This is a genomic window from Bacillus sp. TE8-1, from assembly GCF_008368855.1.
GTDB classification, from domain to species: Bacteria; Bacillota; Bacilli; order Bacillales; family Bacillaceae_G; genus Bacillus_A; species Bacillus_A cereus.
Genome location: NZ_QPET01000003.1, coordinates 90783 through 103768 on the forward strand (window position 1 = coordinate 90783; position 12986 = coordinate 103768).

Genomic DNA, 12986 nt, shown 5'->3' on the forward strand with positions numbered 1-12986 from the left:
TTTTCGCCCTTTTTATTTTTTTGCTGTTTCACGTGGAACAGCAAAAATAAACAAAATATTTGGGAATTAAAGGTATTTCGTATACAATAAGGTGAGGAAGGGGATAGATGGAAAAGTAGGGAGATTATTTTATGTTAAGGGACTTATTTGTAAATACAACAATTATTCTTTCCTTTATTTTTATTGGAGGTCAGCTTTTAAGGGATAAGCCGTTAAAAGAAGGATTCTCTTTTGGACAGAAATGTGTAGTAGGCATTTTTACTGGGATACTAGGTATAGTATTAATGTATTTCAGTGTTCGTGTTGGTACCATTCTATTGGATTTACGCTACTTAGCTGTTATTCTAGCTGTTATTATTGGAGGACCGATAGCGAGTACCATAACAATTGGTATGATTTTAGTAACTAGGCTGTTGTTTATGGATTATTCATTAGCTTCTCAAGTGGCTTTTTATACAATCATTGCGATAGGAATAGGGAGTATCTTTATTTCGCGCATGAAGCTTTCTTTAGGGGGAAAGTGGGTATGGTTACACACATATATTTTATCTATTCTAATCCCAGCGTTATATATATGGTTAATTAAAGAGATCCACATAGTGGGATTATATTTAATTTCTAGTATTATTACAGGTTACATAACATTCATAAGTGCAAATTATGTTTTACAATCCAATGAGTTATTTCAAAAGATGAAACAATACGCAACGATAGATGCATTGACAGGTTTAGGAAACGTAAGACAGTTTGATTTAGAGATGAATCGTCATATTAGTAATAAGAACATGAAAAATGATTCGTTTTGTTTACTACTTATAGATATTGACCACTTTAAGTATGTAAATGATACGTACGGGCATCCTGCAGGGGACGAAGTGCTAAAACAAGTAGGATGTATTTTACGAGAAACTTCACAATTTCCAGATTTGGCTTTTCGAAAGGGTGGAGAGGAGTTTGCGCTTTTGATACCGAATAAGGGATTAGCTTACGGAATTCTTACGGGCGAGCGAATTCGTACAGCTGTTGAAAGTCACTCATTTCAATTGTTAGATGAAACGAAAATAAAAATTACTGTTTCGGTGGGGGTTTCGGAATATGAAGAATCACCGGAGCAATTTATTCAAGCGGCGGATGATGCGTTATACTACTCGAAACGAAATGGTAGAAATAAGGTCAGCTCTGTATCTTAAAGATAAGATGACCAGAAGACATAAAGCTTATAAAAAACACTCACAGAGGCAATGTATGAACTTTGTGAGTGTTTTTTATTTATATATTAGACAAGTTCTTTTGATACAACGAATTTACGATATGCACCATGGTGAGTTGGACCTACGTATTCGTTAATTTTGAATGAGTAACGAATAGCAGCTGTGATGAATTCTTTAGCAGTTTTTACTGCTTCTTTCACAGGTTTTCCTTTTGCAAGTTCTGCTGTAATTGCAGCAGAATATGTGCAACCTGCGCCGTGTGTATTTGTAGTATCAATTTTTTCTGATTCTAAAAGATCGAATGTTTCTCCATCATATAGGACGTCGATTGCAGTTTCCGTACCAAGTTTGCTTCCGCCTTTAATTAGTACGTATTTGGCACCTAAAGCGTGGATTTTCTTCGCTGCTTCTTTCATGTCCTCAAGAGAATTAATTTTCACACCGCTTAATTGGTAAGCTTCAAATAAGTTTGGCGTTACAACTAATGCCTTTGGCACAAGAACGTCACGTAAGCAATCGTTCGTTTCAGGGTGTAATGCTTCATCTGCACCTTTACATACCATAACAGGGTCAACTACTACATTTTTGAAATTGTGCTTTTCGAATGTTTCTGCAACCATTTCAATAATTTCTACTGATCCAAGCATACCTGTTTTTAAAGCGTCTACGCCAACACCTTCAATTGTTGTTTCTAATTGTGGTTTTAATGTAGAAGCTGAGATTGGAAATACGTTATGTGCCCAACCGTTATGTGGATCCATCGTTACGATTGTTGTAAGAGATGTCATTCCGTATACGCCCAGTTCTTGGAATGTTTTTAAATCTGCTTGTATACCAGCACCGCCACTTGTGTCAGAACCAGCGATAGTAAGTGCTTTATTTAATGTCATTATGAAAGCCCCCTCGAGTGATATAATGAAAACTATGTTTTCACCATTATATCAATGTTACGAATAAGTACAAAGTGAAAAGTAGATGATTTATTTTAAGAGCTATTTAAAATCTTGTATGCAGGAGAATGAGTATGTTTCGAGATAATCGTACGAATGAATTAGTTATATTAAAGGAAATTGCAGAAACATTAAATACATCAAATGATACATATCATGTATTGCAAGCTGTCCTCGAGAAATTGCTAAGTGTAACAGGTTTAACGACAGGATGGATTTTTCTTGCGGATGAAAATGGGAAGTATACGAAGTTAATTGATTATCAATTACCAGAGGCACTTACATATAAAAATAAACGCCCGATGTGCGAAGGTGAATGTTGGTGTTTACGAGGTTTTGTAGATGGAAAATTAGAGAGAGCCGTTAATATTATTGAATGTAAAAGAATTAATAATGCAATTGAATATAATTGGGGGGATACGGAGGGCATTCTTCATCATGCTACGGTTCCTTTAAAAGCTGGGGGAGAAAAATTTGGGGTGTTAAATGTTGCAAGTCCGGGTAAAACACATTTTTCAGAAGAAGAATTAGTATTACTCCAATCGGTTGCCTTCCAAATTGGTACGGCTTTAAAGCGAACAAAATTATATGAAAATGAAAAGAGAAGAGCACATTATTATGTGAAATTAGAGCGTTTCATTCAAGATTTAAAAATGATTCATAAGTTTAATGTACTACCTGAAAAGGTGGTAAATCACGTAGGTGAAGTATTTCAATGGAATCAAGTAGCGCTTTTTATTAGGGAGGAAAAAGAATTATCTCTGCGAGCGTCTTACGTTCAGGAAGAGTTACAAGAGGATGTAAAAGAGGCGGCCAAGAAGGCGTTAGAACAAGATGAACCAGTTCTAATAAAACATCAAATAGGACATAATGTACATCTAAATCGAGCTGTTATTGCTACACCAATACATATTCAAAACCATATATTTGGTGTTTTATGTGTTAGTTTGAATAATGGAGAGTTTGATGCTAATACAATAGATGTAATTCAAGCATTATCGAACCATGTTTCGTTAATAATAGAGAATTTGAGGTTAAACGAGCAGCGCCGTGAACTTGTACGAATGGAAGAAAGAAATCGGTTAGCAAGAGATTTACATGATTCTGTTTCGCAAAAATTATTTTCATTAACCTTCATGACAAAAGGCGCCGAGGCAGTTTTAAAAGGTAAAAATGAAAAGGTAGATCAATCTTTGCATGAGATGCGTGAACTTGCGCAAGGAGCTTTGAAAGAAATGAGGACATTAATTTGGCAGCTTCGTCCGGCAGGATTAGAAAAAGGATTATTGCCAGCTCTAAAGCAGTACGGTGAAAATTTGGGACTGAAAATTAGGGAGCAAGTTACGGGTGTTCGTGATTTACCTCGTGTAGTAGAAGAAGCTTTGTGGCGCATAGGCCAAGAAGCACTGAACAATGTAAGTAAGCATGCAGGTGTAAAAGAAGCGACGATTTATTTTACAGTGAATGAGAAAAATGTATCATTAGAAATAGTTGATCAAGGAAAGGGCTTTGTGGAAAAGAATATAAAAGAAAAGAAATCACTAGGTATGACTACGATGCGTGAAAGAGTAGAATTAGTTGGTGGAACAATTAAAATTGTAAGTAGTAATAAACGAACGAGCGTAAAAGTAAATGTACCATTATGATGTGAAAATGAGGGAAGTTTGTGAAAATAAAAGTATTGTTAGTTGATGATCATACAGTCGTTTTAAAAGGATTAGCATTTTTCTTAAGTACACAGGAAGATTTAGAGTTAGTTGGAGAAGCGAATAATGGGAAAGAAGCGTTAGTGAAAGTAGGAGAAACAAATCCCGATGTTATATTAATGGATTTATATATGCCTGAAATGGATGGTGTTGAGGCGACGGCATATATAAAAAAAGAGTATCCAAATGTGAAAGTAATTGTATTAACTAGCTTTTCTGATCAGGCGCATGTGTTACCTGCATTAAGGGCTGGAGCAAGTGGGTATATTTTAAAAGATGTAGAACCAGATCAGCTTGTTGAGGCTATTCGAAGCGCATATAAAGGTAATATTCAATTACATCCGGATATAGCAAATGCTCTTCTCTCTCAAACATTACCTGTAGAAGAAAAGGAAGAAGAACCTTCTATTCAAGTGGATGTGCTAACAGCGAGAGAAAATGAAGTATTGCAGCTATTAGCGAAAGGGATGAGCAATAAGGAAATTGCATCTGTTTTAGTTATTACAGAAAAGACGGTTAAGGCGCATGTAAGTAGCATTTTGAGTAAGTTGAATTTATCTGATCGTACGCAAGCGGCATTATATGCAGTTAAAAATGGAATTGTATAAGACGAAAGTCGTAAGACCAAGTTCGCCTTTAGAAGGTGGACTTTTTTTATGGAAAAATACGTCTATGTGAGGACGAAATTGTCTTTATATAAAGATAAAATATGTTTGTAAGCAACAAAACAACAATTACAAGGGATACCTTTTTTGAAAGCATATAACAACATAAGAGTGAGTACTAGGAGGAATAAATAATGGCAACAGTTTTATTCGTTAAAGCAAATAACCGTCCAGCGGAACAAGCAGTTAGTGTAAAATTATATGAGGCATTTTTAGTAAACTATAAAGAAGCACACCCAAATGATACAGTAGTAGAACTTGATTTATATAAAGAAGAATTACCATACGTAGGCGTAGACATGATCAATGGTACATTCAAGGTAGGTAAAGGATTTGATTTAACAGAAGAAGAAGCAAAAGCAGTAGCAGTTGCTGATAAGTATTTAAATCAATTCCTAGAAGCTGATAAAGTTGTTTTCGGCTTCCCATTATGGAACTTAACGATTCCAGCAGTATTGCACACATATATTGATTATTTAAACCGTGCTGGTAAAACGTTTAAATATACGCCAGAGGGTCCAGTTGGCCTAATTGGAGATAAGAAGATTGCATTATTAAATGCAAGAGGCGGCGTATATTCAGAAGGTCCAGCAGCTGAGGTAGAAATGGCTGTTAAATATGTAGCAAGTATGATGGGCTTCTTCGGCGCAACAAACATGGAAACAGTAGTTATTGAAGGGCATAACCAATTCCCAGATAAAGCAGAAGAAATCATCGCTGCAGGTCTTGAAGAAGCAGCTAAAGTAGCAAGTAAATTTTAATTAAAATTATAATCGTCACTCGAAAAAAGCAGCATTAACATGTAAACGTTAATTCTGCTTTTTTATATTTTTAGTTCATCAGCAAGCTTTTCTAATGTATTTCGATCTTGTATATAATATGTTCGGCCTTCTTTTCTTAAATAATTTTGTTGGCAAAACTGATTTAATACATATAAAAGATGACGGTAGCTGATATTTAAATATTCCGAGGCCTCGGTATGCTTTTCTATATAACAATTATTTTGCTCTGTTAATAAAATAAAAGCAGCTAATCGATTTTCAAAAGGATAACTATAGTTTTTTGCGTAATTTTCAGTGCGAGTAATTGTCTTTTCTCCAATAAATTTACATAAGTGCTGTAAAAACGTTGCATCTTGTAATAAAAGTTGCTGACAATCTTTAAGAGGAAGTGCCAAACACACACAATCTTCTAGTACTTCAACGGACTTAGTAATATTTTCTACTCCTATTAATCCTAATTCCCCGATAAAAGATGGTGCTTGAATAAAATTAATTAATGAAACCTTCCCGTTTTTATGACTCATATATATTTTGGCTCTCCCAGAAATTAAGTAATAGAGATAAGGGAGAGCATTTCCTTCACTACATATCATCTCTTTCGTTTGAAAAGAATGCAGCTCTACATATGGCAAGACATGAAATGAAAATAGGGTATGGAATTGATGGATTCGCATGTATTGATAAATTTCTTCCTCATTTTTGCTGATTTTCATATTTTCACCCCTATGTATAGTATGAGATATCTCCTATTATCTTTACAAGAAGGAATGATACGATTTATGTAAATTTGTTTTTGTAGAAAAGAGAGTGTGATGAATTTATGAAAAAATATAAAACATTGTTATTTGATGTAGATGATACATTACTAGACTTCCAAAAGGCTGAAAAAGTGGCTTTACGGGTACTTTTTGAAGAGAAGGGAATCCCTTTAACAGATGAGATAGAGGCTCGTTATAAAAAAATAAATAAAGGTCTTTGGGATGCTTTTGAAAAAGGTGAACTATCACGCAATGAAGTTGTAAATACACGATTCTCTCTGTTGTTTAAAGAGTATGGAGAAGAAGTAAATGGAATATTATTCGAAAATAATTATCGTAACTACTTAGAAGAAGGAAATCAACTCATGCAAGGTGCGTTTGAATTTATAAATCAAATTCAAGGGGAGTATGAATTGTATATAGTGACAAATGGTGTTTCTAAGACGCAAGATAAACGTTTGCGTAATGCAGGGTTACATTCATTATTTAAAGATGTCTTTGTTTCGGAAGATACAGGTTTTCAAAAACCGATGAAAGAGTATTTTGATTATGTTTTTGAACGGATTCCTAACTTTGCACCTGAAGAAGGGCTGATTATTGGGGATTCATTAAGCGCTGATATTAAAGGTGGATATGTAGCGGGAATTGATACTTGTTGGTTTAATCCAGAAAGGAAATTATATGATAGTGGGATTATACCGACATATGAAGTGCATAATTTTGAGGAGTTAGAAGCGTTATTAAAGCAGCATGTGTAATAAAAATAGGCAGTGGAGCTTTCGTCCCCACTGCCTATTTTTATTAATTTTTATTTTCGTTATGTTTTGGGAGTGGAAAGGCATTCCCGATAGCAGCTGCACCAAGCATGGGCAATAGTAAATTAAGCGGGAAAAACATAAGTAATAGTAATGTTATAGCTATTGGCTTTCGTAACGCATAGCTTGAAATTGCTGTCGTTACGATGGCAACAGATGCTACTGGATCTATAGGAAGAATAGATGCTATAGCGTATCCAATACTTGATCCGGAAAATATAATTGGGAATATATGTCCACCCCGCCACCCTGTGTTCAAACAAACGGCAGTAATACACAACTTTAAAATCCCTGAAAGAAGTAGTATCCAAAAAGATAAATGGCTCCATTCAACAACTAACTCTTTTAATTGATGTTCCCCTGAAAATAATGTGTACGGAAGAAAAGTTCCTGCAATTCCTAATAAAATGCCACCGATAATTCCGAGTGTCAGCTTGTATTCTCTAAAAGGGTGAATGAACTTTTCTAATGTGAATTCTAACTTGAAATAAAAGAAACCAACTATAGCGCCGATACTAGCAAGTGGAAGAAATGCAATCCATTCATTGAAAGAAAGTGCACCTTCCCCGAAATCAACAATAAAGGATCCACGATTATCAAGTTTACTCAGTAGTAAATAAACAGAAAAACCTGCGAAAGTAGTAGCTAAGTATACAATCGCTTTTTTTCCTTTAGAAAAAGCAGCAATTTGTTCCCCCTCATTTTCATTTGGTGCTAAATAACCGAATAATGGTGCGTTAAAAATGACACTTAAAGTAGCGCCAATTCCGATCTCGGTTAGCTCATTCATACCCTTTAAGGCAAATTTAAAGCGATCCCCTACCCATGTGCACAGTCCGCCTATAATTCCAACTAGTGCGGCTTCTGGACCAAGACTAGCTCCGAAAATTAAAACAATAATCGCTGTTAAAGTAGCCTGATGGACAAAGCGATATTCGATTCGACCAGTTTTTTTATATTCAGCCATTACTTCAGGCATAAGGCGTGGATATATACCGAAATATTTTTGTGATAGACCAACGAGGACCCCGCCAATTATTGTTACGCAAAGGGTGTAATAAGAGGGATAAGAGAGAACTTCAGGCAAGTATCCCCAAATAAAGTGGATTCCAATATTTATTGTGACTAAAAATAACCAGACTGTAGCTCCTACTATAGATCCTAGAAGAATGCCATATAGAGCAAGTATGTACTGCATATCTTTTTTATTTGTCATGTTATACCTCCGTTATGTAAATCTTAGTAGGGAAAAAAGTGAAATATACTAGTGAAAAATGGATTGAATATATATAGTATCTTTTTGAGAAGATGGCCTATTCAACATATAGGCTAACTTTTGGGGAATTTGAATTTATAGGTTAAATTACTTATTTAATTTTATAGACTGATTTGAGGTTTTTAAAGGTCTTTTTTGAAATAGACTAGAATATATTTCTTTTGTTGCTTTATATGAAACTGTTAACATTTATTTTAGAACATTCAGAAAAACTGTTTGACATTAGGAAATTATTGCTATAAAATCAACGGTAATTGCATAGTCTTATCAAGAAAAGGTGGAGGGACAGGCCCGATGAAACCTTGGCAACAGCCGTATAACGGAATTGTGCCAAATCCTGCAGGTGGTAATCCTGAGAGATAAGAAAGAGCCTTTAGAGCGTGTTTTCAAACTGCTCCTTTCTTGTTTTCAGGAAAGGGGCAGTTTTTTATTTTGTATAAAAGAAAGGAGAATGAGAGATGGGAGAATCATGGGGAAAAGGAACAATTTGTGTGCAAGGTGGCTATACGCCAAGGAATGGTGAACCACGTGTTTTACCACTTTATCAAAGCACAACGTATAAATACGATACTTCGGATGATTTAGCAGCTCTATTTAACTTAGAGGCAGAAGGATATATTTATACACGTATTGGAAACCCTACTCTAGCAGCATTTGAGCAGAAGTTATCAGATTTAGAAGGCGGTGTAGGAGCTGTTGCAACGGCTTCTGGGCAAGCAGCTATTATGCTCGCAGTTTTAAATATTTGTAGTAGTGGAGACCATTTACTTTGCTCTTCAACTGTTTACGGGGGAACGTTTAATTTATTTGGGGTGAGTTTACGTAAGCTTGGCATTGATGTTACGTTCTTTAATCCAAATTTAACGGCAGATGAAATCACGGCGCTTGCTAATGACAACACGAAACTTATCTATGCAGAATCGTTAGGAAATCCAGCGATGAATGTTTTAAATTTTAAAGAATTTTCAGCTGCCGCTAAAGAATTAGAGGTACCTTTTATCGTTGATAATACATTAGCAACTCCTTATTTATGCCAGGCGTTTGAACATGGGGCAAATATTATTGTTCATTCTACGACGAAGTATATCGATGGGCATGCGAGCTCCTTAGGCGGTATTGTAATTGACGGTGGAAACTTTGATTGGACAAATGGAAAGTATCCTGAACTTGTTGAACCAGATCCAAGTTATCACGGTGTAAGTTACGTTCAAAACTTTGGTGCAGCAGCGTATATTGTGAAAGCACGTGTTCAGATATTAAGAGATTATGGAAATTGTATGAGTCCATTCAATGCATATATTAGCAATATTGGCTTAGAAACATTGCATTTACGAATGGAACGTCATAGTGAAAATGCTCTTGCAGTTGCTAAGTGGCTTGCTAATCATGAACGTATTGAATGGGTGAATTATCCAGGCTTAGATAGTAATGAAAATTACTCATTAGCACAACAGTACTTGAAAAAAGGTGCTAGTGGTGTTTTAACTTTCGGTATTAAAGGCGGATTAGAAGCAGCAAAAGAATTTATCGCAAATGTAAAACTAGCAACTCTTGTAACGCACGTAGCTGATGCACGAACTTGCGTTATACATCCTGCTAGTACGACGCATAGACAATTAAATGCTGAAGATCAGCGTTTAGCGGGTGTTACATCTGATTTAATTCGTTTATCGGTTGGTATAGAAGATGTTTCTGATATTATTGCAGATTTGGAAGCAGCTCTAGTTGGAGGCAAAACACATGCCGATCATAATTGATAAAGATTTACCGGCTCGCAAAGTGTTGCAAAAAGAAAATATTTTTGTAATGACGAAGGAGCGGGCAGAAACACAAGATATACGTGCTTTAAAAATTGCTATATTAAATTTAATGCCAACGAAACAAGATACAGAGGCGCAATTACTTCGCTTAATTGGAAACACACCGTTACAATTAGATGTTCATTTGCTTCATATGGAATCACATCTATCGCGTAATGTAACGCAAGAACATTTAACAAGCTTTTATAAAACGTTTCGTGATATTGAAAATGAAAAGTTTGATGGGCTCATTATTACAGGAGCGCCAGTGGAGACCCTTGCTTTTGAAGAGGTAGATTATTGGGAAGAGCTTAAACATATTATGGAGTATTCAAAGACGAATGTAACATCTACGCTCCATATTTGCTGGGGGGCACAGGCTGGCTTGTACTATCATTATGGTGTTCCAAAGTATCCCCTTAAGGAAAAAGTGTTCGGTGTATTTGAACATGAAGTTTGCGAGCAACATGTGAAATTATTACAAGGATTTGATGAATTGTTTTTTGCTCCGCATTCTCGTCATACAGAAGTACGAGAGAATGATATTAGAGGAGTGAAAGAATTAACATTGTTAGCAAACTCTGAAGAAGCAGGTGTTCACCTTGTTATTGGGCCAGAAGGAAGGCAAGTGTTTGCCCTTGGACATAGCGAATATAGTTGTGAGACGTTAAAACAAGAATACGAACGAGATCGTGACAAGGGATTAAATATTGATGTGCCAAAAAACTATTTTAAACATAATAATCCAGATGAAAAGCCGCTTGTTAGGTGGAGGAGTCATGGTAATTTATTGTTTTCTAATTGGTTGAATTATTACGTGTATCAAGAAACCCCTTATATATTGTAAAGAAAGATTGTGTAACACGTGGCAACGTTTTCCTTGTAAAGATTAACCTTTATTTTTCCGAATGTTCAAAATACATTGTTTTTCAGATTTTTTACTCATATAATTTCATCTAAACACAATTTTTGAGGGGTGGACAGTACTATGAAAGAAATTCAAGTTGGGTTATTAGGTCTTGGGACAGTTGGCAGTGGTGTGGTTCGTATTATTACGGATCATCAAGAACGACTCATACACCAAGTAGGTTGTCCAGTGAAGGTAACGAAAGTATTAGTGCAAAACATTGAGAAAGAGAGAGAGGTAGAGGTACCTTCTACTCTATTAACACAAGATGCAAATGAAATTTTAGATAATCCAAATATTGATGTTGTTATTGAAGTGATGGGTGGCATTGATGATGCAAAATCATATATTTTACAAGCTTTAAAAAGCGGAAAGCATGTTGTAACTGCAAATAAAGACTTAATGGCATTACATGGAGCTGAATTATTAGCGACAGCAAAAGATAATAAGGCTGATTTATTCTATGAGGCGAGTGTGGCAGGGGGAATTCCAATTTTACGCAGTATCGTAGAAGGACTTTCTTCAGATCTTATTACGAAAGTAATGGGAATTGTAAATGGAACAACAAATTTTATTTTGACGAAAATGTCAGACGAAGGGAGAGCATATAACGACGTGTTAAAAGAAGCCCAACAACTTGGATTTGCAGAAGCAGATCCAACATCAGATGTAGAAGGTTTAGATGCAGCAAGAAAAATGACGATTTTAGCTACCCTCGGTTTCTCTACAAATGTAGAGCTTGGAGATGTGAAAGTAAAAGGTATTACCTCTATTACAGAGGAAGATATTGAATATAGTAAGAGCTTAGGTTATACAATTAAATTAATCGGTCTTGCAAAACGAGATGGTGAAAAATTGGAGGTTACAGTTGAACCAACTTTACTTCCAAATACACATCCTCTTGCAGCAGTACAAAATGAATATAACGCTGTGTATGTGTACGGTGAAGCAGTTGGGGAAACGATGTTTTATGGACCAGGCGCAGGAAGTTTACCGACAGCTACAGCTGTTGTTTCGGATTTAGTTGCTGTAATGCAAAATATTAGATTAGGGGTAACAGGAAATAGTGCTGTAGTCCCACAATATCAAAAAGTATTAAAAGAGCCAGACGAAATTGTCGTGAAAAAGTTTTTAAGACTGCATGTAAAAGACGAAATTGGTGTATTTGCAAAAATTACTTCATTGTTCTCTGAGCGCGGAGTTAGCTTTGAGAAAATTATTCAAATGCCGCTTGAAGAGAAAGGAAAGGCTGAAATTGTAATTGTAACGCATCGTGCGTCTCTTGCTGATTATGATTATATTCTACATACGTTGCAAGGGTATGAAGAAATAGATTGTTTGAAAGCGAACTATCGAATTGAAGGGGATGCTAAGTAGTATCTCTTACCATAAAACAGAAAGAGCCTATTAAGCAGCTTGCTTAATAGGCTCTTTTCTATTTAAAATCTGCGTACCAACTTGAATAAATGCTTGGATAATCCAGCCTGTTGTAAAGGATAAGATGATTGTTCCAAAATAGATAGGTCCGTCTAATAAAAAGCTTAACGTTAAAAATAAAAAGGCTAATGAAATCTCTGTTCTTCTAAACGTCCATTTTTTCTTCTCGGCAACCGTTAAAACGAAAGCTTCTTGAGGCGCTGCACAAAGGTTTGTAGAGACGTAAAGACCAATTCCAGCTCCAACGAATAGATTTCCGCAAATAAGTGTTATATATTTTGGAAGAGAGCGGATAGCGTCCATAATAGTTGTAATGGAACCAATCCAATCAACAAAAAGAGAAATAAGAACCATCGTTACAATTGTACCGATTGTAATTTGTTTTTTATTCCAAAAGAGTACGATAAGTGTAAAGGCAAAGTTAATCATGAAAATCCAAAAACCAATACTTATCCCAAAATTTTGATATAGTGCAATAAAGAAGGAATCATAAGGGCTAAGTCCAAAGGAAGTAATTGTCGTCATCATATTAATACCGATGGCAAGAATGAGTAAACCGCCAATGAAAAATATATATTCTAATTTGAATCGAAGCATAGTTGTATATCCTTTCTAAATGTATTTGCTAGGAAAGGATATATTGTGGAAAGCTTACCAGGTCAAGGGAGAATTTTTGTGAA

At 35.5% G+C, this 12986-nt stretch carries 12 protein-coding genes and 1 riboswitch; of the genes, 8 read left to right on the forward strand and 4 right to left on the reverse strand.

Features of this window, described 5'->3' with window-relative positions; genetic code table 11:
• Window positions 1-131 precede the first annotated feature (131 nt).
• Window positions 132-1190 (forward strand): GGDEF domain-containing protein, encoded by a 1059-nt coding sequence (locus DN404_RS02735; RefSeq protein WP_149214708.1) that lies wholly within the window; start codon window positions 132-134, stop codon window positions 1188-1190.
• 86 nt (window positions 1191-1276) lie between these two features.
• Here DN404_RS02735 and pdxK read toward each other — a convergent pair whose 3' ends face one another.
• Complete coding sequence (pdxK, locus tag DN404_RS02740) at window positions 1277-2101, reverse strand: pyridoxine/pyridoxal/pyridoxamine kinase (RefSeq protein WP_149214709.1); 825 nt, start codon at window positions 2099-2101, stop codon at window positions 1277-1279.
• A 134-nt stretch (window positions 2102-2235) separates the two neighbouring features.
• On the opposite strand from pdxK, the gene DN404_RS02745 reads away from it, so the two are divergent.
• From DN404_RS02745 to DN404_RS02755, 3 genes are all read left to right on the forward strand, one after another.
• The gene (locus DN404_RS02745; RefSeq protein ID WP_025687491.1) at window positions 2236-3807 is read left to right on the forward strand and encodes a GAF domain-containing sensor histidine kinase; all 1572 of its coding nucleotides are present in this window, start codon (window positions 2236-2238) and stop codon (window positions 3805-3807) included.
• A 20-nt stretch (window positions 3808-3827) separates the two neighbouring features.
• The gene (locus DN404_RS02750; protein ID WP_000695799.1) at window positions 3828-4475 is read left to right on the forward strand and encodes a response regulator; all 648 of its coding nucleotides are present in this window, start codon (window positions 3828-3830) and stop codon (window positions 4473-4475) included.
• A 191-nt stretch (window positions 4476-4666) separates the two neighbouring features.
• Window positions 4667-5293, forward strand: coding sequence for an FMN-dependent NADH-azoreductase (locus tag DN404_RS02755; RefSeq protein ID WP_000246744.1), 627 nt, complete (start codon window positions 4667-4669; stop codon window positions 5291-5293).
• A gap of 62 nt (window positions 5294-5355) precedes the next feature.
• Here DN404_RS02755 and DN404_RS02760 read toward each other — a convergent pair whose 3' ends face one another.
• Entirely contained in the window at window positions 5356-6027 is a 672-nt protein-coding gene (locus DN404_RS02760) for a transcriptional regulator YeiL (protein WP_149214710.1), read from the reverse strand.
• A gap of 107 nt (window positions 6028-6134) precedes the next feature.
• Here DN404_RS02760 and DN404_RS02765 point away from each other — a divergent pair, with 107 nt between their 5' ends.
• Window positions 6135-6830 (forward strand): YjjG family noncanonical pyrimidine nucleotidase, encoded by a 696-nt coding sequence (locus tag DN404_RS02765; RefSeq protein WP_149214711.1) that lies wholly within the window; start codon window positions 6135-6137, stop codon window positions 6828-6830.
• Window positions 6831-6873: 43 nt separating this feature from the next.
• Here the strand turns inward: DN404_RS02765 and DN404_RS02770 are convergent, their stop codons facing one another.
• On the reverse strand, window positions 6874-8103 hold the full coding sequence (locus DN404_RS02770) for a chloride channel protein (protein ID WP_149214712.1): 1230 nt from the start codon (window positions 8101-8103) through the stop codon (window positions 6874-6876).
• A gap of 321 nt (window positions 8104-8424) precedes the next feature.
• A riboswitch (SAM riboswitch) is annotated at window positions 8425-8529 on the forward strand.
• Between the two features lie 92 nt (window positions 8530-8621).
• Between DN404_RS02770 and DN404_RS02775 the strand changes: the two genes are divergently transcribed.
• From DN404_RS02775 to DN404_RS02785, 3 genes are all read left to right on the forward strand, one after another.
• Window positions 8622-9920: a bifunctional O-acetylhomoserine aminocarboxypropyltransferase/cysteine synthase gene (locus DN404_RS02775; protein ID WP_049106883.1), complete on the forward strand. Its 1299-nt coding sequence runs from the start codon at window positions 8622-8624 to the stop codon at window positions 9918-9920.
• Entirely contained in the window at window positions 9904-10809 is a 906-nt protein-coding gene (gene metA / locus DN404_RS02780) for a homoserine O-acetyltransferase MetA (RefSeq protein ID WP_001121540.1), read from the forward strand. The genes DN404_RS02775 and metA overlap by 17 nt, the downstream gene beginning before the upstream one ends.
• A 141-nt stretch (window positions 10810-10950) precedes the next feature.
• Window positions 10951-12246, forward strand: a complete 1296-nt coding sequence (locus DN404_RS02785) for a homoserine dehydrogenase (RefSeq protein ID WP_000659109.1) — start codon at window positions 10951-10953, stop codon at window positions 12244-12246.
• Between the two features lie 30 nt (window positions 12247-12276).
• Here DN404_RS02785 and DN404_RS02790 read toward each other — a convergent pair whose 3' ends face one another.
• Complete coding sequence (locus tag DN404_RS02790) at window positions 12277-12903, reverse strand: YczE/YyaS/YitT family protein (RefSeq protein ID WP_000943411.1); 627 nt, start codon at window positions 12901-12903, stop codon at window positions 12277-12279.
• Window positions 12904-12986: the final 83 nt, after the last annotated feature.